The following is a 24,687-nucleotide window of genomic DNA, read 5'->3' as shown; positions in this document are numbered from 1 at the left end:
CGCGGCCCTCGCGGTAGGCCGCCGCGGTGGCTCTTCAGTGCTGGTTGAAAACGTCCCGGAGGCGGGAGAACATGCCGCGCTGGCCCGGCGCGAACTTGCCGGGCGGGCGCTCCTCGCCGCGCAGCGCGGCGAGCCGCCGCAGCAGCTCCTCCTGCTCCTCGTCGAGCCTGCCCGGCGTCTCCACGTTCACGTGGATCATCAGGTCGCCGCGGCCGCTCTCGTTGAGGTGCCGCACGCCCCGGTTGTAGAGCGTGATCACCTGGCCGGACTGGGTGCCGGGCTTGATGTCGACCTCCTCGGCGGCGTCCAGCGTCTCGATCGTGACGCTGGTGCCGAGCGCGGCGGCGGTCATCGGGATCTCGACCGTGCAGTGCAGGTCGTCGCCCTCCCGCTCGAAGATCGGGTGCGGCTTCTCGGCGATCTCCAGGAACAGGTCGCCGGGCGGGCCGCCGCCCGGGCCGACCTCGCCCTCGCCGGCGAGCTGGATGTGGATGCCGTTCTCCACGCCCGCCGGGATCTTGACCTTGACGGTGCGCCGGGTGCGGACCCGGCCGTCGCCCGAGCACTCGGTGCACGGGTGCCGGATCACCGAGCCGAACCCGCCGCAGGCGGGGCACGGCCGGGCCGTCATGACCTGGCCGAGGAACGAGCGCTGCACCTGCTGCACCTCGCCGCGGCCGTGGCAGGTCTCGCAGGTCTCCGGGTGGGTGCCGGGCGCGCAGCCCGTCCCCTCGCAGGTCGTGCAGGCGACCGCGGTGTCGATGGACAGCTCGCGGGTCGTGCCGAACGCGGTCTCCGCCAGGTCCAGCTCGACGCGCAGCGTCGCGTTCCGGCCCCGGCGCGCGCGCGAGCGGGGGCCCCGGGACGTCGCGGTGCCGAAGAAGGCGTCCATGATGTCGCTGAACGGGAACCCGGCGCCGCCGAACCCGCCGGCGCCCGCGCCCGCGCCGCCCGGCGCGAACGGATCCGCGCCGAGGTCGTACATCTCGCGCTTCTTCGGGTCGGAGAGCACCTCGTAGGCCTGGGTGATCTCCTTGAACTTCTCCTGCGTCTCCGGGTCCGGGTTGACGTCCGGGTGCAGCTCGCGCGCGAGCCGCCGGTACGCCTTCTTGACCTCGTCGGCGCTGGCGTCCCGGCGGACGCCGAGGGTCGCGTAGTAGTCGTTGGCCACTTACGACCCCGCCAGGATCTGTCCCACGTAGCGTGCCACTGCCCGTACCGCTCCCATCGTGCCGGGGTAATCCATGCGTGTCGGCCCGAGTACGCCCAGCCGGGCCAGCGTGAGGTCGCCGACGCCGTAGTCGGCTGCGACGACCGAGGTCGAACGGAGCCCCTCATCGGGGTTCTCGGTGCCGATCCGCACCGTAAGAGTAGAGGAGTCGCCGGTCTCGCCGAGCAGCCGCATGAGGACCACCTGTTCCTCCAGGGCCACCAGCACCTCCCGCAGGCTCGGCGAGAAGTCGACGGCGGCCAGGTTCGCCGCGCCGGCGAAGACGATCTTCTCCTCGTGGTTCTCGACGAGGGTCTCCAGCAGGACGGACAGGACCGCGGCGGCCACCGGCCGCTCGTCCGGGCCCACCTTGTCCGGCAGGTCCGCGACGGCGGACGGCACGTCGCCGAAGCCCAGCCCGTCCAGGCATGTATTGAGCAACGCCCGCAGGTGCCCGACGGATTCCTCGGAGATCTTCCCCGTCTCGATGACGCGCTGCTCCACCCGCCCGGTGTTGGTGATCAGCACCAGCAGCAGCCGGCCCTCGGCGACCGGGACCAGCTCCACGTGCCGCACCGACGAGCGGGTCAGCGACGGGTACTGCACCACCGCGACCTGGCGGGTCAGCTGCGCGAGCAGCCGGACGGTGCGGCCGACGATGTCGTCGAGGTCGTACGCGCCGGACAGGAACGTCTCGATCGCCCGGCGCTCGGCGACCGACAGCGGCTTGATCGTCGACAGCCGGTCGACGAACAGCCGGTACCCCTTGTCGGTGGGGACCCGCCCGGCGCTGGTGTGCGGCTGGGCGATGTAGCCCTGCTCCTCCAGCACCGCCATGTCGTTGCGGATGGTGGCCGAGGACACTTCGAGGTTGTGCCGGTCCACGAGCGCCTTGGAGCCCACCGGCTCGTTCGTGGAGACGTAGTCCTCGACTATGGCGCGCAGCACCGCGAGCTTCCGGTCGTCCAGCACCCGGTCACCTCCTTCTGCACCTTCCACAGGTCCTCACGTCCAGATATACCGCCGACAGGGCCTTGCTGGCACTCCGTACTTCCGAGTGCCAAGTGTACGGCCCCGAGGGGACGTTCCGGGGGCCGCGGCAGGCCGCCGGGCCGCGCGCGGCTGCGCGATCTTATCCCGGCCGTTAGTGTGCGGAACCGTGCGGAGCAAGAACTACGGAGACGACGTCCTCGCCGGCGACTGGCGCCGCCCCCGCAAGGGGCAGATCCCGGAGATCCCGGCCGAGCCGGGCCTGGTCGCCGAGGATCCCGACAGCGGCTTCTGCGGCGCCGTGGTGGCCTGCGACAAGTTCGGCGTGACGCTGGAGGACCGGTTCGGCAAGCGCCGCGTGTTCCCCCTCACCAAGGCCGGGTTCCTGATCGACGGCAAGCCGGTCACGCTCGTCCGGCCCGCCGCGGCGCCCGCCGCGCCGGCCCGCTCGGCGTCCGGGTCCATCGCGGTGCGGGGGCTGCGCGCCCAGGTCGCCAAGGAGAGCCGCATCTACGTGGAGGGCCTCCACGACGCCGAGCTGGTCGAGAAGATCTGGGGGCACGACCTGCGCGTCGAGGGCGTCGTCGTCGAGTACCTCGAGGGCGTGGACGACCTGCCCGCGATCGTCGAGGAGTTCGCGCCCGAGGAGGGCCGCCGCCTCGGCGTGCTGGTCGACCACCTCGTGGAGGGCTCCAAGGAGAGCCGGATCGCCGCGCGGGTCTCGTCCCCGCACGTGCTCGTGACGGGCCACCCGTTCATCGACATCTGGGAGGCCGTCAAGCCCGCCGCCGTCGGCATCCCCGCCTGGCCCCGCGTCCCCCGCGGCCTCCCGTGGAAGGAGGGCGTCGTCGAAGCGCTCGGCTGGAACTGCGAGACGGGCGCGGCCTGGAAGCGCATCCTCGGCTCCGTCACCACCTACACCGACCTCGAACCGGCCCTCCTCGGCCGCGTCGAGGAGCTGATCGACTTCGTGACCGCGCCGGCACAGTCCTGATCAGGTCAGGTCGCGGGTGACGGCGTCGGCGAGGAGGCGGCCTTGGCGGGTGAGGACGGCGCGGCCCCGCTCGTACGCGGCAGGGTCGACGAGGCCGTCGGCGATGGCGCGGCGGACGGCGGCGTCGTCCAGGAGATCGGCCGGGCAGCCGTCCGCGAGGCGGAGCTCGAGCATGATCCGCTCGATGCGGCGGTCGCCGGCGTCGAGGACCTCGCGCGCGTACGCGGGCGTGGTGCCCTCGGCGAGGCGCGCGGCGTAGGCGGCGGGGTGCTTGACGTTCCACCAGCGGGTCCCGCCGACGTGGCTGTGGGCGCCGGGGCCGACGCCCCACCAGTCCGCGCCCGTCCAGTACAGGAGGTTGTGGCGGCAGGCGGCCTCCGGGGACGAGGCCCAGTTCGAGATCTCGTACCAGCGCAGGCCGTGCGCGCCGAGGAGCTCGTCGGCGATCAGGTAGCGGTCGGCCATGGCGTCGTCGTCGGGGGCGGCGAGCTCACCGCGGCGCACCTGCGCCGCCAGGCGGGTGCCCTCCTCGACGATCAGCGCGTACGCGGACACGTGGTCGGGCTCGCAGGCGAGGGCCGCCTCCAGGGACGCGCGCCAGTCGTCGTCGGTCTCCCCCGGCGTCCCGTAGATGAGGTCGAGGTTGACGTGCTCGAAGCCCGCCTTGCGCGTCCACTCGACGACCTGGGGAACGCGGCCCGGCGTATGCGACCGCTCAAGGACGGCTAGGACGTGCTCGCGCGCGCTCTGCATGCCGTAGGAGACCCGCGTGAAACCGACCTCGCGGAGCTTCGCCACGTAGGCCTCGTCCACCGATTCGGGATTGGCCTCCGTCGTGACCTCGGCGCCCGGCGCGAGCCCGAACTCGGCGTCGATGGCCGCGAGGACGCGTCCGAGATCGTCGGGCGCGAGGAGGGTCGGTGTACCGCCGCCCACGAAGACCGTCTGGACGGGAAGGTCCGCGTCACCGAGCACCTTGCGGGCCATCCGGACCTCGGCGATCGCGGTGTCCGCGTAGGAGTCGCGGCTCGCGCCCGGGCCGAGCTCGGTGGCCGTGTAGGTGTTGAAGTCGCAGTACCCGCACCGGGTCACGCAGAAGGGCACGTGCACGTAGAACGCGAACGGCCGCGCGCCCAGGCCCTCCAGCGCGCTGCCGGGCAGCGCACCGTCGGCGGGTACGGGGTCACCATCGGGCAGCGTAGAGGGCACCCCCACAGTCTGCCGCCCGCAACGGGATGGTCCGCACCTCTGTGGGGGAACGCCCCGGTCGGGCGTCAGGCCTCGTCGAGCTTGCGGCGGAGCCAGGCGGGGATGTGCGCGTCGGTGCGGGGGAAGCGGTCGAGGTCCAGCGCGTAGGCGGACGGCGTCAGCGGCGGCGTGAACTCGGGCTCGCCGTCGTAGTCGAACTCGGCGCTGAACCGGCCGGAGCGCTCGATCTCCAGCCGGGCGGTGAACCACGCGCCCTTGCCGCGCCGGTACATCACGCGGCGCAGCTCGTCCATCTTGCCGACGGCCTGGCCCGGCGGCGTCGCCTTGCGGCGCTCGCCGGCGGCGTCCTCCACCTCGAAGGACGCGCTGTCGATGCCGACGGTGGCGCGGAACTCGAAGCCGAGCCGCTCCCAGCCCAGGGGCGCGGCCGAGCGCAGGGCGCGCACGGCGCCGTTCACGGTCTCGCGCTCCCGCGGGGAGCGCAGGACCTGCTCGGAGTGGGTCACGCTGGAACCTCCGGTACCGTCGACGCACTGCCCCCGACCGTACCGACATCCGGGCCCGGATCGAGGAGCGCCGGCCGTGTCGCGGCGAAACCGCCGGCCGCGATCGGCGCCCAGCCGGGACGATCTTGGTCGAGCCGGGCGGAAGGCGGGCGGCACGGGCCGCAATGATGCGTGCCGCCCCTCTTGGGCGGATAGGGTCGTCCGAATGCGGAACGAGGGGCCGGTGGACTGGGGGCGTGTGCCCGCGCGCGTGCTGCTGCGCGGCGGCCCCGGCGGTTGGCACTACGTCGTCGTCGACGACAAGGGCGCGGAGCGGCGCACCGCGTTCGACGGTCCCGGCACCCTCTGGCAGACCGGCGGGCGCTCCGACCCGGAGCCGCCGTGGTGGCGGCGCAGGCTCGGCGAGACCGCCGAGGGGCTGCGCGCCGTGATCGGCGAGCGGCTCACCGACGCGACCTTCGGCGACCTCGGCGCGGAGGCCGCGATCACCTGGTTCGCGGTGGACGACCCGGTGGAGTGGGAGGGCCTCGTCACGCTGCGGGAGGCGGATCCGGCGCGGTTCCCCGGCCGGGTCGCGCCGTTCGTGGTCACGCTGGAGCCGGGGCGCGGCGCGCTGCTCCCGGACGCCCACCTGCTGTTCAGCACGCCGGCGTCGGACGCCTGGGCGACGCTCGCCGCGGTCGCGGAGCGGTGCGGGACGCCGCCGCCGAGGGCGCAGTTCCTGTGCGGGTGGGCCGATCACCGCAGCGTCCAGGTCGGACGCGGGGTGCTGTCGCTGTCGACGGACCGGTCCGGGACGGGCGCGGAGCGGGTCGCGGAGATCTGCGGGACGCGGCGGCCCGGCTGGAGCGGCAACCCGGAGATGCGGTTCCGGCTCGACGGGATCGACCTGCTGGACGAGCCGGCCCGCGACGTGACCGCGCTCCTCACCGAGCTGGGTCACGAGGTCGTGCGGCGGGGACGGGCGGTGCGGCTGCCCGCGCTGGGCCTCACCCTGTACGAGCCGGACGGCCGGTCGCCAGCCCCCGCGCGGCACTCCCACGGCGGGGAGGAGCGGTTCGCGGCGGTGTCGATGCAGCCTCCGGCGCCGTCCGTCCCGCACCGGACCAACGCCTGACCCCCCGCGGTCACCGGGCGTCCGGGGATCCGGAAGATCGTCCTGGCGGCAACGATCCCGACACCCACCGGGGACCGGCCCGTCACCGGCGCGCAATCCGGCCGCCCTAGGTTTCCCGATCATGAGAAGCCGTGCGCGTCACACAGCACTCGCCCTGTCCGCCGCCGCCCTCGCCGCCGCTCCCCTCGCCCTCGCCGCCGCCCCCGCCGACGCCGCTCCCGCCCAAGCCGCTCCCTCCGAAGCCTCCACCGCCGGGCGGACGATCAACGTCCACCGCGGCGGCCCCGCCCGCACGCTCACCTTCACCGCCGGCCGCGCCGGGGAGGCGCTGATCGGCTTCACCGCGTCCGCGCCCGGCGTGTCGTGGGCGGAGAAGGGCGCCGAGTCCGCCGTGGTGTCCATCGCGGTGGACGGCCGGCACGTCACCGACCTCGTCGTCCCGTCGTCCGACCCGACGCCCCGCAGCCTCGCCCTCGGCCGCGTCGACCGGGGCCGCCACAAGGTCACCTTCCGGTTCGCCAAGGGCAGCGCCCCCGCCGCCCAGCGCGTGCGGCTGGCGCGGACCGGCGTCCGGATGCCGTCCGCCGACCAGCTCGTCCTGCGCTACGCGCCCGTCGTGGTGGGACGGACCCTCCCGGTGACCGGCGACGCGTACCAGAACGCCACGACCGACACCCCGCTGATCGCCTGGCACGAGACCAAGCCCGCCGCCACCCCCGGCCACCAGATCCTCGAATACTCGGTCGTCTGGAGCAACGAGGACGGCGGGACGGACACGCCCGCCCTCATGGCCCGCTGGGGCCGCACCACCGACATCGAGTGGATCTACCGCGTCGAGGTCGACGCCAAGGGGAACCGGGTCGACGGCACCGGCGTCTACCAGGCGCCCAACCACGCGACGCTGCAGTTCACCGGCAAGTACGAGGCCGACCACCCGGTGCTGCAGACATGCACGGTGAACAACAACATGTGCGACACCGTCACGCCCCCTGACTCGCCGCTGCGGTTCATGCCGGACGTCACCGCCACGCGCCCGCAGGACCGCACCCGCGAGTACGTCATGGACCAGCAGCCGTGGACGTACCGGGTCATGGCGCAGGAGATGCTCCGCGAAGGCAAGATCGAGAGCCCGTCCGATCCCGCGACGACGGCGGTCGGCGACCAGCGCACCTACCTGTTCGTCGAGTTCGCGAAGACCACCGGCGCCGCCACCGGGACGGGGTCCGTGCCGGGCGTGGCGCTCGGCGTCCGGCTGAAGTCCGACCCGTCGCGGCTCTACCGGTCCGACCACGACCAGCCGACCTGGTCCATCGACCGGGACGGGCCCGTCGCGACGACGGTCGAGCTGCCCGCCGGCACGCAGGCGTCCGACATCGCGAGCGTCGAGGCGATCCGGCGTCCCATCGGGCTCGGCGACAACGGCGCGCCCGCCACCGTCACCTCGCTCAACCGGGGCTTCTTCCTGGACGGCGCGTACCTGCCGCAGCAGTCGTTCCTGACCTGGAAGGGGTCGGTCACGCTCACGCCGGGCGCCCCGTCGGGCGTCCTCTGGCGTCCCTGACGCCCCTGACGGTCCGTACCGGCCGCATGCCGGGCGGCGCGGGAAGGAAAGGCGGGAAACCGGGCGAACTCCGGGTGCGTCCTAGGAGTCGTACACTTCGCCAAAGCTCGCTCAGCGAACCCGGAGAGGACACCCGCCATGGCCTACGGGCCTCCCCCGTCGCCCGGCCAGGGACAGCAGCCCGGATGGCAGCAGCAGCCGCCCCAGCAGCAGAGCCCGTGGCAGCAGCCCGGTTCGGCCTGGCAGCAGCCGCAGCAGCCCGGTGGCGCGTGGCAGCAGCCGCCCCAGCAGGACGGCCCGGGCCAGGCCTGGCAGCAGCCGGCCCAGGGACGCGGCACCACGCCGATGCCCGGCCATTACGGCCCCGTCAGCGACGACGAGAAGACGTGGTCGCTCATGGCCTACCTCGGCCAGTTCCTCGTCGGCGCCATCGCGCCCGCCATCGTCTACCTCGGCAAGGCGCGCTCGCCGTTCGTCCGCCGGCACGCCGCGCAGGGCCTGAACATGGGCCTCGCGGCGATCGCCGTCTGGATCGTCGGGGGCCTGCTCGCACTCGCCGTCGACGTCCTGATCTGGGTGCCGCTTCTGTTCACCGCGGCCGTGCTGTTCTTCCTCGTCTACGCGGCGCGGGCCGCGAACCGCGGCGAGTTCCGCACGGTCCCGGTCGTCGTCGCCTGGCCGATCGTCAAATAGCCCGGCCGGGCGGCGTGCCCGCCCGGCCCAGCGCGCGCCCGGCTCCGGTGCGCGCCCGGCCTCAGCGCGCGCCCGGCTCCGGTGTCGCTACTTGCGGCCCTTGTCGGTGGACTCGCCGCCGGTGGACAGCGCGGCGACGAACGCCTCCTGCGGGACGTCGACCCGCCCGATCGTCTTCATCCGCTTCTTGCCCTCCTTCTGCTTCTCCAGCAGCTTGCGCTTGCGGGAGATGTCGCCGCCGTAGCACTTGGCGAGGACGTCCTTGCGGATGGCGCGGATGTTCTCGCGCGCGATGATGCGCGCCCCGATCGCGGCCTGGATGGGCACCTCGTACTGCTGCCGCGGGATCAGTTCCTTGAGCTTCGCGGTCATCATCAGCCCGTACTCGCGCGACTTGTCCTTGTGGACGATCTGGCTGAACGCGTCCACCGACTCGCCCTGCAGCAGGATGTCGACCTTCACCAGGTCGGACTCCTGCTCGCCGCTCGGCTCGTAGTCCAGCGACGCGTACCCGCGGGTCCGCGACTTCAGCTGGTCGAAGAAGTCGAAGATGATCTCGGCGAGGGGCAGCGTGTAGCGGATCTCGACCCGGTCCTCCGACAGGTAGTCCATGCCGAGCAGCACCCCGCGGCGCCCCTGGCACAGCTCCATGATCGCGCCGATGTGGTCGGCCGGCGACAGCAGCGTCGCCTTCACGACCGGCTCGTACACCGCGCCGATCTTGCCCTCGGGGAACTCGCTCGGGTTGGTGACGGTGTGCTCCGACCCGTCCTCCATGACCACCCGGTACACCACGTTCGGCGCCGTCGAGATCAGCGACAGGCCGAACTCGCGCTCCAGCCGCTCCCGGACGATCTCCATATGCAGCAGGCCGAGGAACCCGCAGCGGAACCCGAACCCGAGCGCCGCGGACGTCTCCGGCTCGTAGATCAGCGCCGCGTCGTTCAGCCGCAGCTTGTCGAGCGCGTCGCGCAGCTCCGGGTACTCGTCGCCGTCCACCGGGTACAGGCCGGAGAACACCATCGGCTTCGGGTCCTGGTAGCCGCCGAGCGCCTCGGGCGCCGGGCGTCCCGCACCGGTCACCGTGTCGCCGACCCGGGCCTGCCGGACGTCCTTCACCCCGGTGATCAGGTAGCCGACCTCGCCGACGCCGAGCCCCTGGACGGGCTTCGGCTCCGGGGAGATGACGCCGACCTCCAGGGTGTCGTGCGCGGCGCCCGTCGACATCATCAGGCTCTTCTCGCGGCGCGACAGGTGCCCGTCCACGATCCGGACGTAGGTGACCACGCCGCGGTAGGTGTCGTACACCGAGTCGAAGATCAGCGCGCGCGCCGGGCCGTCCGGGTCGCCGACCGGCGCCGGGACGTCCCGCACGATCTTGTCGAGCAGCTCGCGCACGCCCTCGCCGGTCTTGCCGGACACCCGCAGCACCTCGGACGGGTCGCAGCCGATGATCCCGGCGAGCTCCTCGGCGTACTTCTCCGGCTGCGCCGCGGGCAGGTCGATCTTGTTCAGCACCGGGATCAGGTGCAGGTCCGCCTCGAGCGCCAGGTACAGGTTCGCGAGCGTCTGCGCCTCGATGCCCTGCGCCGCGTCCACCAGCAGCACCGCGCCCTCGCACGCCGCCAGCGACCGCGACACCTCGTAGGAGAAGTCGACGTGGCCGGGGGTGTCGATCAGGTTCAGGACGTAGTCCGTGCCATCCGAGCTCCAGGGCAGCCGGACCGCCTGGCTCTTGATCGTGATGCCGCGCTCGCGCTCGATGTCCATCCGGTCGAGGTACTGGGCGCGCATCTGGCGCTCCTCGACCACGCCGGTCAGCTGCAGCATGCGGTCCGCGAGCGTCGACTTGCCATGGTCGATGTGCGCGATGATGCAGAAGTTGCGGATGATCGCGGGATCGGTCTTGTCAGGCTCAGGCGCTGGCACCGGGGTCCGTTCGCAAACTCACAGGTGGACAATGGATCTGTACGTCCCATAGTCCCATGCCGGACGCGATGCTCCGTGCAAGCCCTCCGGCGCGGGCCCGCACCCGCCCGGCACCAGGCCGGTTCGCGGCGGACGGGCCCGATTGGTAGGCTGTGCGACTGCGTGTGGCGTAGCGTCGTGCCCCGGGGGCACCGTCCGCCCCCGTCAGACATCCTGTTCGCGCCTGCCGGCTCGGCAGGCCATGATCGCAACCAAGGCTGAGGCACTACGACGTGGCTAACATCAAGTCCCAGATCAAGCGGAACAAGCAGAACGAGAAGGCGCGGCTGCGCAACAAGGCCGTCAAGTCGGAGCTGAAGACCGCGATCCGCAAGTTCCGCGAGGCCGCGGAGTCCGGCGAGGTCGAGGCCGCCGTCGCGGCGCAGCAGGCCGCCGCCCGCAAGCTGGACAAGGCCGTCAGCAAGGGCGTCATCCACAAGAACCAGGCCGCCAACCGCAAGTCGGCCATCGCCAAGCAGGCCGCCGCGCTGCAGGCCAAGTGAGCACGGCGCTCAGCTAGACGCGCACGCCCGGGGCCGGTCCATCGCGACCGGCCCTGACGCATGCCCGGGCGGGGAAGGCGGTCGGGGGTCCATGGACGCACGGCGCACGGTGAAGATCTCCAAGTACCTCGCCAAGCACCTGCGGCACCGCCCCGAGCGCATCGGCCTCACCCTCGACGCCGGCGGCTGGGCCCGCGTCGACGACCTGCTCGACGCCGCCGCCCGGCACGGCTTCCCCATCACGCGCGCCGAGCTGGAGCACGTCGTCGCCGTCAACGACAAGCGGCGCTACGCCCTCGACGGCGACCGGATCCGCGCCGTCCAGGGCCACAGCATCGACGTCGACCTCGGCCTGCCCGCCGTCCCGCCGCCGGAGCTGCTGTACCACGGCACCACCGAGGCCACCGCACCCGCGATCCGCCGCGAGGGCCTGCTGCGCATGGACCGGCACGCCGTCCACCTGTCCGCCGACCCGGAGACGGCGCGGCGCGTCGGCGCCCGCCGCGGCCGGCCCGTCGTCCTCGTCGTCGAGGCGGGGCGGATGGCCGCCGACGGCCACGCGTTCCGCGTCAGCGCGAACGGCGTGTGGCTGGCGGACGCCGTCCCGCCGGAATATCTGCGCTGATCACGGCGGCGTCCGCCCACGTCGGGACGTGCCGCACCCAGTCCGGGACCTCGCCCTTCTGCGGGCCGAACAGGTACCGGTACGGGACGACGTCGCGGATCGCCCGGTGCACGTCCAAGCGGTCGTCGATCATGTGCGTGATCCCGAGCTCCGCGCAGTGCAGCGCCTTCTCCGGCCGCTTCCGGCAGAACCGCACGTTCCCCCTGGCCAGCCCGGTCCGGTCGTAGAAGTCGTGGTGGTCGAGCCACGCCAGCGTCCGCTCGCGGACCCGCTCCCCGCACTTGGAGATGATCCACGCGCGGCCGCCGAACGCCTCCACCAGCCCGGGCAGCACGTCGTACACGCCGTCCGCCGCCGGCGACGCCAGCGCCTCAGCGAACGAGCCGCCGAGGAACGCCGTGTCCGCCGTCCCCGGAGCCGAGACGCCCTGGATGACGCGGCCGAAATCGATGCCGAGACGAGGTTCCATGCCTCTGAGCCTGACCGCACCACGGCTAGAACTGAACTATCGATCGATCGGCGGTATATAGTTTCAGATTATGGAGTTGAGCCGCCTGTCCACCGACGCGCTCGCCTCCTTCGCCGCGTTCGCGGACCACCTCAACTTCACCCGCGCCGCCGAGGACCTGCACATCTCCCAGCCGGCCCTGCACGTCAAGATCCGCAAGCTCGCCGAGACCCTCGGCCGCCCCCTCTACACCCGGCACGGCCGCCGCATCGCCCTCACCCCCGCGGGCGAGGCCGTCGCCCGCCTCGCCCGCGACCTCGACGCCCGCGTCGCCGCCTTCCTCGCCGACCTCGACGGCACCGCCCCGGCCCGCCTGCCCGTCCTCGCCGCCGGCGAGGGCGCCTACCTGTACCTGCTCGGCGACGCCGTCCGGCACGGCGTCCGGCTCGTCAACGGCGACCGCGCCCGCACCCTCACCGCCGTCCGCACCGGCCGCGCCGACCTCGGTGTCGCCGTCCTCGACGTGCTGCCCGCCGACCTCGCGACCGTCCCGCTGGCCGCGTACCCGCAGGCTCTCGCCGTCCCGGACGACCACCCGCTCGCCGCCCGCCGGTCCCTGACGCTCGCCGACCTCGCCGGCGCGTCCCTGGTCGTCCCGCCGCCCGCCGGCCCGCACCGCGTCGCCCTCGAACGCGCCCTCCGCGCCGCCGACGTGCCGTGGACCGCCGCCGTCGAGGCGGAGGGCTGGCCGCTGCTGCTGCACTTCGTGTCCCTCCGCGCCGGGCTCGCCGTCGTGAACGGCTGCGTCGTCCCGCCGCCGGGGGTCGTCCTCCGCGAGATCACCGACCTGCCCGCCGTCCCCTACTACGCCGTCCACCTGCCGGGCCGCGGCACCGACCCCCTCGTCGCCGGCCTGCTGACCAGGATCCGCACCGCCCTGACCACCGGGAGCCCACCGTGCACTTCGAGATCACCGTCGACATCGACGCCGCCCCCGACACCGTCTGGAACCTGCTGAAGGACGTCGAGCACTGGCCGGACATGACCGCCTCGATCAACCGCGTCGAGCTGCTCGACGGCCCCCTCCGCGAGGGCGCCCGCGCCCGCGTCCACCAGCCCGGCATGCCCGCCGCGGTCTGGACGGTCACCGCGTTCACCGAGAACGAGAACTTCACCTGGCGGTCCCGCTCCCCCGGCGTCACCACGACGGGCGGCCACGAGGTCCGCCCCGGCACGTCGGGCGGCAGCACCGTCCGCCTCACCCTCGACCAGACCGGCCCCCTCGCCCCGCTGATCGCCCTCCTCATGGGCTCCCGGACCCGCCGCTACGTCACCATGGAGGCCAACGGCCTGAAAACCAAAGCCGAATCCCCCTGACCCACCCCAGCAACACGCCACGCCCCCCAACCCCAAAGGCCGCCACCCCCAAACACAGCACACCACCAACCGCAACCCAGCCCCCAAGCACAGGCCCCGCCAAGCACGGGACAGCCTCCAAGACCCCGGACGCCCGCCCAGCACGGCGCGGCGGCCGCTCAGGAGGCGGCCGCCGAGCACTGGACGGCCGAACACGGGCGCGCCGAGCATGGGGGTGGTGCCGCGCACGGCACGACGGCCAGCAGGGGATCGCGTCCAAGCACGGGCCGCCCGCCGGACAGGGGCGCCGGCCGAACACGGCGCGGCTAAGCACTGGGCGGCCGCGCAGGGGGCAGCCGACGAGCAGTGGACGCCAGCCGGACAAGGGGTGGCGGCCGAACACAGCGCGGTCGAACACGGGGGCGCCGAGCATGGGGCGGTGCCGTGCACGGAACGACGGCCGCGCAGAGGATCGCGTCCAAGCACAGGACCCCGCCCGGACTGGGGGCGGCGGCCGAGCGCGGGACAGCGGCCAAGCACGGGACGCCCGCCCGCGCATAGGACGCCCGCCGAGCACCAGGACAGCGGCCAAGCACAGGGCGGCGGTTGAGCGCGGGGCAGCGTTGAGCGCGGGGCGGCGGTTGGGCGCGGGGCGGCGGTTGGGCGCGGGGCGCGTGGGGCGGTTGGGCGCGGGGCGCGTGGGGCGGTTGGGCGCCGGGCGCGTGGGGCGGTTGGGCGGGGGTCAGCGGCGGGCGGCGACGATGTCGGCGACGGTCTTCTCCAGTGCGTAGGCGGGGTCGGCCGCGCCGCCCTTGACCTGCGCGTCGGCCTCCGCCACCGCGGTGAGGGCGCGCGCCACCCCGTCGCCCGACCAGCCGCGCAGCTGCTTCTGCACGCGCTCGATCTTCCACGGCGGCATCCCCAGGTCCTTGGCGAGCGCGGCGCCGCGGGCTCCGCGCGGTGCGCCGCCGACCTTGGCCAGTCCGCGGACGCCCTGGGCCAGCGCGCTCACGATGAGCACCGGCGCCACGCCGGTCGCGAGGGCCCACCGCAACTGCTCCAACGCCTCCGCGAGCTGCCCGTCGATCGCCTTGTCCGCGACGGTGAACCCGCTGACCTCGGCGCGGCCGCGGTAATAGCGGGCGACGGCCGCGTCGTCGACCTTCCCGCCGGTGTCGGCGACGAGCTGGCTGCACGCGGCCGCCAGCTCGCGCAGGTCGTTGCCGACCGCGTCCAGCAGCCCGCGCGCCGCGTCCGGCGAGATCTTCCCGCCGGACCGGCGGATCTCGGCGCGCACGAAGTCGACGCGCTCCCCCATCTTGGTCACCTTGGGGCAGGCGATCTTGCGCGCCTTCAGCTTGGTCAGCCCGTCCACGAGCGCCTTGCCCTTGGCGCCGCCGTGGTGGACGGCCACGAGGACCACGTCGTCCGCCGGGTCCTTGGCGTACTTGAGCACCTCGGCGGTGAGGTCCTTGCCGAGGTCCTGCGCGGACCGGATCACGAGCACCTTCCCGCCGCCGAACAGCGACGGCGACGTCAGCTCCGAGATCCGCCCGGGCTCCAGCCCGCCCGGCGCGAGGTCGATCACCTCGGCGTTCGGGTCCCGCGCGCGCACGGAGGCGGCGACCTCGCCGATCGCCCGCTCCACGAGCAGCTCTTCGTCTCCCACGATCAGGGTGATGGCCTCGGACACCCTTGCAGCATGCCACGCCCGACCCCGTCCCCGCGCCACGTCGGCAGCGTCCGGGCGGCGTCAATGGCGCGGGACGGCGGCGATGCCGGTTCTGGTGCGGACAATGGCGATGTCTCCGTCCTGATCGGTGCGGTGGACCTGGGTGTGGAGGCGGCGCAGCAGGCCGAGGGTGGACGGGGCCGGGTGGCCGTAGTCGTTCTCCCGGCCGACGGAGACCAGGGAGATCGACGCGTGGGCGGCGGCCAGGAAGCGAGGGTCCTGGCTGCGGGAGCCGTGATGCGGGACCTTGAGGACCTGGACGCGCGGGACGCTCGTCTCGAGGGCGCGCTGCGCGTCGGTCTCGACGTCGCCGGCGAGCAGGGCGCTGAATCCGGGTCGGCGGGCCACGAGGACGACGCTGGCGTTGTTGATCGTGGTGCCGTCGTCCCGCGGTGACAGGGCGGGGCCGGTGCCGAGGGGCGCGAGGATCGCGAGGGTCAGGCCGCCGACGCGCCATTCCCGTCCGGCGAGCGCGGGACGCGACGGAAGCCCGGCGATGAAGCGGTTCTCGGCGCCGTCGGTGAGGGGCGTCCTCACGACCTCGTGGACGGTGCGTCCGTGCCGGACACCGGACGTCCCGCCGATGTGGTCGGCGTGCGGGTGGGTCAGGACGAGCAGCGGCACGTCCGTCACGCGCAGGCGGGAGAGGCAGCGGTCGACCGGGGCGGGGGTGGGGCCGGTGTCCACGACGACGGCACGGCCGGGTCCGGCGGCGAGCGCGAGCGCGTCGCCCTGGCCGACGTCGCAGGCGACCAGTTGCCAGCCCGGCGGCGGCCAGCCCGGGGCCGTGACCCGCAGTACGACGACGGCGATCAGCACGCCGGCCATGGCCGCAACCGCCGCCATGCGCAGCCCGGGGTGACGCAGGATCAGGACGGCGACACCGCCTGCCAGCAGCAGGGTCACCGCGCCGAGCCCGCCGCCCGTCCACGGGATGGTGGCGTACGGAAGCGCGGCGGCCGTGCGGGCGATCCAGATGATCCAGCCCACGGCGAAGCCGGCGGGACGGACCGTCAGGCGGGCGAGCGGCAGCGACACGGGCGCGATCGCGGTGGCGAGCGCGCCGAGCAGCGTCGCGGGCGCCACCGCCGGCGCGGCGAGCAGGTTCGCTAGTAGCGACACCACACCGACCTCTCCGGAAAGCATCACGAGGACCGGGGCGACGGCGACCTCGGCGGCGGCCGCGACGGCGAGGGCGTCGGCGAGCGGGCCGGGCAGGCGGCGCGCGAGCCGCTCCCGCCAGGGCGGCGCGAGGACGAGCAGGCCCGCCGTCGCCAGCACGGAGAGCGCGAAGCCGTACGAGCGCGCCAGTTCCGGGTCGATCAGGACGAGCAGGAGCACCGCAGCGCACAGCGCGGGCACGCCCTGCCGGGAGCGTCCGGTGAACAGCGCGAGCAGCGCCACCAGGCCCATGACGGTGGCCCGCAGGACGCTCGGGTCCGGCCGGGCGACCAGCACGAACGCGACCACCGCGACGGCGGCGACGGGCGGGGCTCGGCGGCGGCCGAGCCCGGCGACGCGGCACAGCCACAGGACCGCGCCGATCACGATCGCGAGATTGGCGCCGGAGACGACCAGCAGGTGGCTGAGGCCCGCGGTGCGGAAGTCGTCGGCGAGGGCCGGGTCGAGCCGGGAGGTGTCGCCGTCGACCATGCCGGGCAGGACACCTCGCTGGTCGGGCGGCAGCCGGTCGACCGCCGCGCGCAGCCGCGCACGCACGGCCTCGGCGGCCCGCTGGACGTCGGACGGGCCGCCGAGGAGCGCGGGCGGGCCCCGGACGATCACGACGGCGGCGAGCAGTTCGGCGCCGCGCGGCTTCTCGAACCGGCCGCGCAGCCGCACCCGCTGGCTCGGCAGCAGCCCGAGCCACCGCGGGTCGTGCGCGATCAGCAGTACCGGCACGCGCACCCGGGCCCGCGCGACCGCCTCGACCCGCGCCCGCACGATCACCAGGGGCCGCCCGCCGGCCTTCCTGGCCTGCGGGTCCCCGGTCAGCACCGCCTCGGCCGACGACGCCCCTCCCGTACGGGCGAGCGCTCGCACCGGCCCCGTGCCGACGGCGGTCGCCCGGAACGCCACCGCGGTCGCGGACGCGGCCACGCAGACCAGCACCATCCCCAGCAACCGCCGATTGACCGTCCCCGAGAGCCCACGTGCGCCGCCCCTCTCCCGGAACGCGGCCAGGCGGGGGATGGCGAGCCGTCCATCCCCCACGAGCGCCCCCGCCAACCCACGCCGCTCGGCCGCCCGTCTGAGCAACGTCCGCCACGCACCCGTCCCGCCCTCGGGCGTCCGCCACACAACCGCCCGTCCCGCCGAAGCGCGCCGCCCGTCACCACCAGACTCCAAACCGGCCCCGGCTGGAGGCCCGCTGACCCCGGCGGCCTGCCTCGTTCTCCACGCCGCCGCGTCCGACAGCAAGGGTTCATCCCGGGCAGCGGTCGAACGCCCGCGCCTCAACCCCGGCCCCGGCGGCGCCCACTGCACTCCCCCGACTTGCCCCTGGCAGGTCCCAAGCGAAGACCCGGCGGCCTCGTCCCCTAACCGCTCTCGCCCCGGTGCCGCATCAGATAGCAGAGGGGTGTCCCGGGTGGTCGGTTCTCGGCTTCCGAGCACTGCGGGCGCGGCTTCGGGGGTGGGTGGGGTGCGGCGGGCGGTGGTGAGGAGGTAGAGGGCGGTGATGGTCGTGATGACGGCTACGGTCCAGGTGAGGACGGGCGGGAAGCCGATCGTCAGGGCGGCGGTGATCCAGGCGGCGAGGGCCGGGGCGGCGAGGCGGAGGTCGGGGGTCATACGCGCACCATCGGCTTCAGGTCGGCGAAGCGGCGGGCACCGATGCCGTCGACGTCCTGTAGCTGGTCGACGGAGCGGAAGCCGCCGTGCTGCGTGCGGTAGTCGACGATGCGCTGGGCGAGGACGGGGCCGACGCCGGGGAGCTGGTCGAGCTGGTCGGCGGTCGCGGTGTTGAGGTCGACGGGCGTGCCGGGCGCCCCGGAGGCCGCGGGCCCGGGCGGGGGCTGGCCTGGTGGCGGCTCGCCGGGCGCGGGCGAGGGCAGGCGGACGCCGACCGGGATCTGCTCGCCGTCGACGAGCTTGCGGGCGAGGTTGAGCGTGCCGGTCCCGGCGCCGGGACGCACGCCGCCCGCGGCCTTGATGGCCTCCTCGACGCGGGAGCCGGACGGCAGGGTGACCACGCCGGGGCGCTTGACCTTGCCGAGGACGTGGACGACCACGGACGCCGGCCCGGAGGCTCCGGCGGGCACGGCGGCGGGTGACGGCCCGGACGGCGCGGAAGGGGCCGGGACCTCGGTCGCGGCGGCGTCGGCGGTGGCGGGCGCCGGGTCGGGGCGGGGGCGGGCGAGCCAGAGGTAGCCGCCGGCGACCAGCGCGGCGATCACCGCGATGACGGCCAGGACGCGGACGTTCGCCCTCTCGGGCACGGAGCGCAGCCGCGCGGAGGGCGGCTGAGCGGACGGCGGCTGCGCGGGCGGCTTGAGCCGGTCGGCGAGGGAGTGGAGGCGGTCGTCGGCTGTCATGACGCCGACGTTAGGCGCGCCACCGAGCCCCGAGCAGGGCCTGCGGAAAATGTGGATAACTCGCGCCGCACCCCCTCTGACCAGGGGATACGCATCAGAGTTGCGGGGCGATCACCACGCCGAGCATCCCGGGGCCGACGTGCGCGCCGATGACCGGGCCGACCTCGCCGACGTAGACGTCCTCGACGTGCGGGATGCGGTCGCGGAGCCGGGCGGCGAGGGCGTCGGCGCCGGACGCGGCGGCGAGGTGCTGGACGCCGAGGTCGACGCGGCGGGAGCCCGCCTGCTCAACGGCGATCTCCTCCAGCCGGGCCAGGGCCCGCGCGGACGTGCGGACCTTCTCCAGCGGGACGATCCGGCCGCCGGCGATGTCCAGGAGGGGTTTGACCATGAGGGCGGAGCCGAGGAGCGCCCCGGCGGCGCCGATCCGGCCGCCGCGCCGCAGGTGCTCGAGGGTGTCGACGTAGAGCAGGGACCGGGACATTCCGGCGCGGCGTGCCGCGGCGCGCGCGACGGTCTCGGCGTCCCCGCCCGCCATCGCGGCGGCGGCCGCGGAGAGGGCGGCGAGGCCGAGGCCCATGCCGATGGTCCCGCTGTCGACGACGCGGACCGGTACGGGCGCGTCCGCGGCGGCGAGGCGGGCGGCGGCGAGCGTCCCGGACATGGCCGCGGACAGATGCACGGACACCACGGCGTCGGCGCCGGCCTCCGCGGCGCTCTCGTAGGCCTGGGCGAACCGTCCGGGCGAGGGGCGGGACGTCCTGACGGGCCGCCGGTCCCGGAGCGCCCGGACGGCTTCGTCGCCGCTGATGTCTCCTTCGTCGCGCATGGCGCCGCCGAGGGAGATCTGCAGGGGGACGACGGTCAGCCCGTGCCGTTCGGCGAGCCCCGGCGGGAGGTAGGCGGTGGAATCCGTGACGACCGCGACGGCGCTGCCCATGAACGGGACATTACCCCCCGATCTCCGCTCGGGGATGTCCGCGACATATCAGCTTGTAAAGAAGACGCCCGTTCGGCTTGTAAAGAAGACGCTCCGTCAGGGCTGGACCGGGACGCCGCCGCGCCACACGCGCAGCGCGCGCAGGCCGAACGCCCACGCGAACGCGCCTTCGTGGTCGGCGTCCCACAGCACGATGTCGGCGAGCATGCCCGGGGCGAGGGAGCCGCGGTCGCCGACGCGCAGTGCGGCGGCCCCGCCGAGGGTGGCGGCCCGCAGCGCCTCGGTGACGCTCAGCCCGAACATGGCCACGGACAGGCCGATGACCAGCGGCATCGAGGTGATGCCGCACTGGCCGGGGTTGTGGTCGGTGCCGAGCGCGACGGTGACGCCGCGGTCGAGCATCTGCCGGACGGGCGCCGGGGCGCGGCTGCTGTTGAGGGCGCTGCCGGGGCAGACGGTGGCGGTGACGCCGGCGTGCGCGAGGGCCTTGATGTCGTCGTCGTTGGCCTGGGTGAGCAGGTCGGCGGACGCGCAGCCGACCTCGGCGGCGACCTGCGCGGCGCCGATGCGCTCGTTGGCGCAGGCGTGCATGCGGGCCTTCAGCCCGGCGCGCTTGCCGGTGAGCAGCAGGGCGCGGGCCTCTTCGGCGGTGAAGTGGCCTTCGTCGCAGTAGACGTCGATGGAGTCGGCGCCGGCCACGGCGGCGTCGCCGGCCCACAGGCGGACGGCCTCGATGTAGTCGCGGCGGCGGCCGAAGAACTCCGGCGGGAGGATGTGGGCGGCGAGGAACGTCGCGTGGATGCGCGGCATCGACGGCTCGCCCTCCAGCGAGCGCAGCATCCGGATGTCGGCGAGCTCGCCGTCGCGGGTGAGGTGGTAGCCGGTCTTGGCCTCGACGGTGGTGGTGCCGGCGAGGATCCACTGGCGGAGCCGCTCGCGGACGCCGTTGCACAGCGTCCAGGGGTCGGTGCCGCGGGTCACGGTGACGGTGGAGTTGACGCCGCCGCCCGCCGCCGCGATGGCCGAGTGCGAGGAGCCGCTGGTGCGCATCGCGAGTTCGGCCCAGCGGTTGCCCGCGTAGACGGGGTGGGAGTGCGCGTCGATGAGGCCGGGGGTGACGAGGCCGCCGCCGAGGTTCTCCACGTGGTCGACGTCGACGATGTCGTCGATGATCCCGGGGACGCTCTGCGGGAGGTCCGAGGCGGGGCCGGCCCACACGATGCGGTCGTCGTGGATCAGCACGGCGGCGTTGCTGCAGACGTCGGTGCCCGTCCAGAGCCTGCCGATGTTCGTCAACAGCCGTACCGTCATAGGGTCACCGACCTGCTTGGGACGACGCGCCGCGCGGCGCGGTACCGGACGCTGTGTGGGAGAGGAGCAGGGAGGGATGGAGCGGGCCGCCTGCGCGCCGTCCGGTGTTCGCACCTGCCATCGATGGGGCCACCTGCTCTCGATCCGAAACGCCGACTGGGTGCCGGCGATTCACCGTTGGAGGGCCGGGTGATCGGGCGACCACCACTGGCAACGAGACCGGAGATATCGGTTTCGTCACGGTAGTGCACTGAAGGCCCGGCCGACAAGCTCTGCGCGGCGCCGGCCGGCCGACCCGGCACGGCCCGCACGCTCGTCCGCGCACTCCGTGGTGTGCGTTCGCAGCCCATCGACAGCCATCACCCGCCCCCTAGCCCTTCGACCGTACGGATTTCAACCGAACCGTCAAGCCGATTGGGGAAGCTGTCACCGTTCGGCGACCAGGATCCGCCCGGGACCGGTATTCGGACGGGCTCGGACCGTCCTTTTCGGACGGCCCGAGCCCGGGCGATCGTGGGTCGCGGTCCGCAGACCGGGACGGTCAGACGATCTGTGCCGCGATCTCGTACCGGGCCAGCTCGCCGGCGACGTCCTCGGGGACGCGCGCGTGCAGCAGCGTGCCCTCGGCGACGTGCTCCTGCTTGAGCACCTCGCCGCGGTCGTGCACCCGCGCGACCAGGTCGCCGCGCTCGTAGGGGACGAGCGCGCGCAGCTCGGCGTCCAGGCCCGGCAGGTCGGCCTCGATGGCCTCCCGCAGGTCCTCCATGCCGAACCCGGTGCGGGCGGAGACGACGACGCTGTGCGGCTCGCGCCGCTGGAGGCGGGCGATGGCCAGGTCGTCGGCGGCGTCCGCCTTGTTGATGACGATGATCTCCGGGATCGCGTCGGCGCCGATCTCGCGGAGCACCTCGCGGACGGCGTCGATCTGCGCCTCGGGGTCGGCGTCGGAGCCGTCCACGACGTGCAGGATCAGCCCGGCGTCGGTGACCTCCTCCAGCGTCGAGCGGAACGCCTCGACGAGCTGGTGCGGCAGGTGCCGGACGAACCCGACGGTGTCGGCGAGGGTGTAGGCGCGGCCGCCGGGCGTCTCGGCGCGCCGGACGGTGGGGTCGAGGGTGGCGAACAGCGCGTTCTCCACCAGCACCCCGGCGCCGGTGAGCGCGTTGAGCAGGGACGACTTGCCGGCGTTGGTGTAGCCGGCGATGGCGACGGCGGGCACCTCGTTGCGGCGCCGCTCGCCGCGCTTGGTGTCGCGGGCCTTGGACATCTCGGCGATCTGCCGGCGCAGCTTGGCCATCCGGGTGCGGATCCGCCGCCGGTCCAGCTCGATCTTGGTCTCGCCGGGGCCGCGGCCGCCGATGCCGACGCCGCCGGCGGCGCGCCCGCCGACCTGCCGGGACAGGTTGCCGCCCCAGCCGCGCAGGCGCGGCAGCAGGTAGTTGAGCTGCGCGAGCTCGACCTGCGCCTTGCCCTCGCGGCTCTTGGCGTGCTGGGCGAAGATGTCGAGGATCAGCGCGGTCCGGTCGATGACCTTGACCTGGACGGTCTCCTCCAGGTGCCGCAGCTGGCTCGGGGCCAGCTCGCCGTCGCAGATGACGGTGTCAGCGCCGGTGGAGATGACGACGTCGCGCAGCTCGGCGGCCTTGCCGGAGCCGATGTAGGTGGCCGGGTCGGGCCGGGATCGGCGCTGGACGAGCCCCTCGAGCACCTGGGAGCCCGCGGTCTCGGCGAGCAGCGCCAGCTCGCGCAGGGAGTTCTCGGCGTCGGCCGCGGTGCCCTCGGTCCACACGCCGACGAGGACGACCCGCTCCAGCCGCAGGGCGCGGTACTCGACCTCGGTGACGTCGGTGAGCTCGGTGGACAGTCCCGCGACCCGGCGCAGTGCCCGCCGGTCCTCGAGGTCGAGCTCGCCGGTCATGGGCTCGGCGTCGATCTCGTCGTAGGTCCGGTCCTCGTGGGTCTGGTCTGCAGAGAAAGGAAGAGTCATATGTCCTCGGTAGAACGCCGCGGCGCGGCCGTATCTTCCCCGGGATCGTCTCACGGGCCGTCGTCGCGGGTCACGTGGTTATAGGGACGCCAAGACAGTGCGTACCCGCCGCGCGCGCGGGGAGGTCAACGGCACGGCGGGCGGGCGGCCCCGCTTTGACCGGGCTCTGTACCGCCGAGTAGCGTTACTCCATAAGACAGAAGTGGAATTTCACCAGACGAAAGGGCGAGCAGATGGCCGAACTGGAAGGTGTCGAGGTCGCCGGACCTCTCGGGGAGCGGTACGAGGAGATCCTGACGCCCGAGGCGCTCGGCCTGCTCGCCGCCCTGCAGCGCGAGCTGGGCGGACGCCGCAAGGAGCTGCTGGCGGCCCGCGCGGAGCGCCAGCGCAGGCTGTCCGAGGGCGGGACGCTGGACTTCCTGCCCGAGACCGCGTCCGTCCGCGAGGACGCGACCTGGCGGGTCGCCGACCCGGCGCCGGGCCTGGAGGACCGCCGCGTCGAGATCACCGGCCCGACCGACCGGAAGATGACCATCAACGCGCTGAACTCGGGCGCGAAGGTGTGGCTGGCGGACTTCGAGGACGCCAACACCCCGCTGTGGAACAACATGATCGAGGGGCAGCTGAACCTGCGCGACGCCCTCGACCGCACCATCGACTTCACCGACGCCAAGTCCGGCAAGACCTACGCGCTCAAGGACGACGCCGAGCTGGCCACCATCGTCGTGCGCCCCCGCGGCTGGCACATGGAGGAGAAGCACCTCCTCGTCGACGGCGAGCCGATGTCGGGGTCGCTGTTCGACTTCGGGCTGTACCTCTTCCACAGCGCGCGCCGGCAGCTGGACAAGGGCAAGGGCCCCTACTTCTACCTGCCGAAGATGGAGAGCCACCTGGAGGCGCGGCTCTGGAACGACGCCTTCAACCTCGCCCAGGACGCCCTGGAGATCCCGCGCGGCACCATCCGCGCGACCGTGCTGATCGAGACGATCCCGGCCGCGTTCGAGATGGAGGAGATCCTCTACGAGCTGCGCGACCACTCCGCCGGCCTGAACGCCGGCCGCTGGGACTACCTGTTCTCGGTGATCAAGAAGTTCCGCGACCGCGGCGCCGACTTCGTGCTGCCCGAGCGCAACGCGATCACCATGACCGCGCCGTTCATGCGCGCCTACACCGAGCTGCTCGTCCGCACCTGCCACAAGCGCGGCGCGCACGCGATCGGCGGCATGGCCGCGTTCATCCCGTCCCGCAAGGACGAGGAGGTCAACAAGGTCGCGCTGGAGAAGGTCCGGGCCGACAAGACCCGCGAGTCCGGCGACGGCTTCGACGGCTCCTGGGTCGCCCACCCCGACCTCGTCCCGGTCTGCCGCGAGGTCTTCGACGGCGTGCTGGGCGACAAGCCCAACCAGCGCGACCGGCTCCGCGAGGACGTCAGCGTCTCCGCCGCCGACCTGCTCAACGTCAAGGCCACCCCCGGCGACATCACCGAGGCGGGCCTGCGGGGCAACGTCGACGTCGCGCTGCGCTACCTCGCCACCTGGCTGAACGGCTCCGGCGCCGTCGCCATCCACAACCTCATGGAGGACGCCGCCACCGCGGAGATCTCCCGCTCGCAGGTGTGGCAGTGGATCTACAACGGCGTCTCCACCGCCGAGGGCAAGAAGATCACCAAGGAGTGGGTCGAGCAGCTCCTGGACGAGGAGCTGGCCAAGATCCGCGCCGAGCTCGGCGACGCCTACAACGAGCCGCGCTACGAGCAGGCGGTGACCCTCTTCAAGGAGGTCACGCTCGCGGACGAGTACTCCGAGTTCCTCACCACCCCCGCCTACCAGCAGTTCCCGTAACACCCAGGGGGGCGACCCCCTGGAACCCCCGTCACGGTCGGCAGGCCGTTTCCCGCTCCGCCGGAGCTCCGCGCGAAACAGCCCGCCGACCGGCGGGCGGGCCCGCTCCGCTCGCTGCACTCGCTCCGCGTGCCCGCCCGTGACGGGGGCTGGACCGGGC

Annotated in this window: 21 protein-coding genes; 9 read left to right on the top strand and 12 right to left on the bottom strand. The window is 73.7% G+C overall.

Annotation, left to right across the window (positions count from 1 at the left end):
• Positions 1-34: 34 nt before the first annotated feature.
• The gene (gene dnaJ, locus AB0C78_RS40370) at positions 35-1,171 is read right to left on the bottom strand and encodes a molecular chaperone DnaJ (RefSeq protein ID WP_151538406.1); all 1,137 of its coding nucleotides are present in this window, start codon (positions 1,169-1,171) and stop codon (positions 35-37) included.
• Positions 1,172-2,182, bottom strand: a complete 1,011-nt coding sequence (hrcA, locus tag AB0C78_RS40365; RefSeq protein ID WP_360758758.1) for a heat-inducible transcriptional repressor HrcA — start codon at positions 2,180-2,182, stop codon at positions 1,172-1,174.
• Positions 2,183-2,369: 187 nt separating this feature from the next.
• Between hrcA and AB0C78_RS40360 the strand changes: the two genes are divergently transcribed.
• The gene (locus AB0C78_RS40360; RefSeq protein WP_360758756.1) at positions 2,370-3,194 is read left to right on the top strand and encodes a DUF3097 domain-containing protein; all 825 of its coding nucleotides are present in this window, start codon (positions 2,370-2,372) and stop codon (positions 3,192-3,194) included.
• Here the strand turns inward: AB0C78_RS40360 and hemW are convergent, their stop codons facing one another.
• Positions 3,195-4,403 (bottom strand): radical SAM family heme chaperone HemW, encoded by a 1,209-nt coding sequence (gene hemW / locus AB0C78_RS40355; RefSeq protein WP_360758753.1) that lies wholly within the window; start codon positions 4,401-4,403, stop codon positions 3,195-3,197. It abuts the gene before it with no gap.
• Positions 4,404-4,468: 65 nt separating this feature from the next.
• On the bottom strand, positions 4,469-4,909 hold the full coding sequence (locus AB0C78_RS40350; RefSeq protein ID WP_151538402.1) for a hypothetical protein: 441 nt from the start codon (positions 4,907-4,909) through the stop codon (positions 4,469-4,471).
• 205 nt (positions 4,910-5,114) lie between these two features.
• Here AB0C78_RS40350 and AB0C78_RS40345 point away from each other — a divergent pair, with 205 nt between their 5' ends.
• From AB0C78_RS40345 to AB0C78_RS40335, 3 genes are all read left to right on the top strand, one after another.
• Entirely contained in the window at positions 5,115-6,026 is a 912-nt protein-coding gene (locus AB0C78_RS40345; RefSeq protein WP_360758751.1) for a hypothetical protein, read from the top strand.
• Between the two features lie 121 nt (positions 6,027-6,147).
• Positions 6,148-7,587, top strand: a complete 1,440-nt coding sequence (locus tag AB0C78_RS40340; RefSeq protein WP_360758749.1) for a hypothetical protein — start codon at positions 6,148-6,150, stop codon at positions 7,585-7,587.
• Between the two features lie 138 nt (positions 7,588-7,725).
• Positions 7,726-8,280: a DUF4870 domain-containing protein gene (locus AB0C78_RS40335; RefSeq protein ID WP_360758747.1), complete on the top strand. Its 555-nt coding sequence runs from the start codon at positions 7,726-7,728 to the stop codon at positions 8,278-8,280.
• A gap of 87 nt (positions 8,281-8,367) precedes the next feature.
• Here AB0C78_RS40335 and lepA read toward each other — a convergent pair whose 3' ends face one another.
• On the bottom strand, positions 8,368-10,209 hold the full coding sequence (gene lepA, locus AB0C78_RS40330) for a translation elongation factor 4 (protein WP_360758745.1): 1,842 nt from the start codon (positions 10,207-10,209) through the stop codon (positions 8,368-8,370).
• 272 nt (positions 10,210-10,481) lie between these two features.
• Here lepA and rpsT point away from each other — a divergent pair, with 272 nt between their 5' ends.
• Complete coding sequence (rpsT, locus tag AB0C78_RS40325; protein WP_151538397.1) at positions 10,482-10,751, top strand: 30S ribosomal protein S20; 270 nt, start codon at positions 10,482-10,484, stop codon at positions 10,749-10,751.
• Between the two features lie 91 nt (positions 10,752-10,842).
• A complete protein-coding gene (locus tag AB0C78_RS40320) occupies positions 10,843-11,376 on the top strand; it encodes an RNA 2'-phosphotransferase (protein WP_151538396.1) in 534 nt (177 codons plus the stop codon).
• Here the strand turns inward: AB0C78_RS40320 and AB0C78_RS40315 are convergent.
• Positions 11,321-11,845 (bottom strand): hypothetical protein, encoded by a 525-nt coding sequence (locus tag AB0C78_RS40315; protein ID WP_360758742.1) that lies wholly within the window; start codon positions 11,843-11,845, stop codon positions 11,321-11,323. The genes AB0C78_RS40320 and AB0C78_RS40315 overlap by 56 nt on opposite strands.
• Before the next feature lie 70 nt (positions 11,846-11,915).
• On the opposite strand from AB0C78_RS40315, the gene AB0C78_RS40310 reads away from it, so the two are divergent.
• Positions 11,916-12,842, top strand: coding sequence for a LysR family transcriptional regulator (locus tag AB0C78_RS40310; protein WP_360758740.1), 927 nt, complete (start codon positions 11,916-11,918; stop codon positions 12,840-12,842).
• Positions 12,782-13,201, top strand: a complete 420-nt coding sequence (locus AB0C78_RS40305; protein WP_360758738.1) for an SRPBCC family protein — start codon at positions 12,782-12,784, stop codon at positions 13,199-13,201. Before AB0C78_RS40310 ends, AB0C78_RS40305 begins: the two co-directional genes overlap by 61 nt.
• A 721-nt stretch (positions 13,202-13,922) precedes the next feature.
• Here AB0C78_RS40305 and holA read toward each other — a convergent pair.
• The 6 genes from holA to hflX form a co-directional block, all read right to left on the bottom strand.
• Complete coding sequence (gene holA / locus AB0C78_RS40300; RefSeq protein WP_360758736.1) at positions 13,923-14,873, bottom strand: DNA polymerase III subunit delta; 951 nt, start codon at positions 14,871-14,873, stop codon at positions 13,923-13,925.
• 60 nt (positions 14,874-14,933) lie between these two features.
• Positions 14,934-17,027: a ComEC/Rec2 family competence protein gene (locus AB0C78_RS40295; protein WP_360758802.1), complete on the bottom strand. Its 2,094-nt coding sequence runs from the start codon at positions 17,025-17,027 to the stop codon at positions 14,934-14,936.
• A gap of 674 nt (positions 17,028-17,701) precedes the next feature.
• A complete protein-coding gene (locus tag AB0C78_RS40290; RefSeq protein WP_360758734.1) occupies positions 17,702-18,448 on the bottom strand; it encodes a ComEA family DNA-binding protein in 747 nt (248 codons plus the stop codon).
• Between the two features lie 94 nt (positions 18,449-18,542).
• Positions 18,543-19,388 (bottom strand): DegV family protein, encoded by an 846-nt coding sequence (locus AB0C78_RS40285; RefSeq protein ID WP_360758732.1) that lies wholly within the window; start codon positions 19,386-19,388, stop codon positions 18,543-18,545.
• 96 nt (positions 19,389-19,484) lie between these two features.
• A complete protein-coding gene (gene hutI, locus AB0C78_RS40280; RefSeq protein WP_173099701.1) occupies positions 19,485-20,699 on the bottom strand; it encodes an imidazolonepropionase in 1,215 nt (404 codons plus the stop codon).
• A 541-nt stretch (positions 20,700-21,240) separates the two neighbouring features.
• Positions 21,241-22,617, bottom strand: a complete 1,377-nt coding sequence (gene hflX / locus AB0C78_RS40275; protein WP_360758800.1) for a GTPase HflX — start codon at positions 22,615-22,617, stop codon at positions 21,241-21,243.
• A gap of 302 nt (positions 22,618-22,919) precedes the next feature.
• Between hflX and aceB the strand changes: the two genes are divergently transcribed.
• Positions 22,920-24,527, top strand: coding sequence for a malate synthase A (aceB, locus tag AB0C78_RS40270; protein WP_360758729.1), 1,608 nt, complete (start codon positions 22,920-22,922; stop codon positions 24,525-24,527).
• Positions 24,528-24,687: the final 160 nt, after the last annotated feature.

Source organism: Actinomadura sp. NPDC048394 (genome assembly GCF_040651755.1).
Classification (GTDB): Bacteria; Actinomycetota; Actinomycetes; order Streptosporangiales; family Streptosporangiaceae; genus Spirillospora; species Spirillospora montaniterrae.
Note: the sequence above shows the minus strand (reverse complement) of the source record. Positions and strands in the feature narration are given on the sequence as shown.

Excerpts from the sequence above, each read along its gene's own strand:
- AB0C78_RS40345 (WP_360758751.1), top strand. The coding sequence starts at position 5,115 with ATGCGGAACGAGGGGCCGGTGGACTGGGGGCGTGTGCCCGCGCGCGTG.
- AB0C78_RS40340 (WP_360758749.1), top strand. The coding sequence starts at position 6,148 with ATGAGAAGCCGTGCGCGTCACACAGCACTCGCCCTGTCCGCCGCCGCC.
- AB0C78_RS40335 (WP_360758747.1), top strand. The coding sequence starts at position 7,726 with ATGGCCTACGGGCCTCCCCCGTCGCCCGGCCAGGGACAGCAGCCCGGA.
- AB0C78_RS40320 (WP_151538396.1), top strand. The coding sequence starts at position 10,843 with ATGGACGCACGGCGCACGGTGAAGATCTCCAAGTACCTCGCCAAGCAC.
- AB0C78_RS40315 (WP_360758742.1), bottom strand. The coding sequence starts at position 11,845 with ATGGAACCTCGTCTCGGCATCGATTTCGGCCGCGTCATCCAGGGCGTC.
- AB0C78_RS40310 (WP_360758740.1), top strand. The coding sequence starts at position 11,916 with ATGGAGTTGAGCCGCCTGTCCACCGACGCGCTCGCCTCCTTCGCCGCG.
- AB0C78_RS40295 (WP_360758802.1), bottom strand. The coding sequence starts at position 17,027 with ATGGTGCTGGTCTGCGTGGCCGCGTCCGCGACCGCGGTGGCGTTCCGG.
- AB0C78_RS40290 (WP_360758734.1), bottom strand. The coding sequence starts at position 18,448 with ATGACAGCCGACGACCGCCTCCACTCCCTCGCCGACCGGCTCAAGCCG.
- AB0C78_RS40285 (WP_360758732.1), bottom strand. The coding sequence starts at position 19,388 with ATGGGCAGCGCCGTCGCGGTCGTCACGGATTCCACCGCCTACCTCCCG.
- hutI (WP_173099701.1), bottom strand. The coding sequence starts at position 20,699 with ATGACGGTACGGCTGTTGACGAACATCGGCAGGCTCTGGACGGGCACC.
- hflX (WP_360758800.1), bottom strand. The coding sequence starts at position 22,617 with ATGACCGGCGAGCTCGACCTCGAGGACCGGCGGGCACTGCGCCGGGTC.
- aceB (WP_360758729.1), top strand. The coding sequence starts at position 22,920 with ATGGCCGAACTGGAAGGTGTCGAGGTCGCCGGACCTCTCGGGGAGCGG.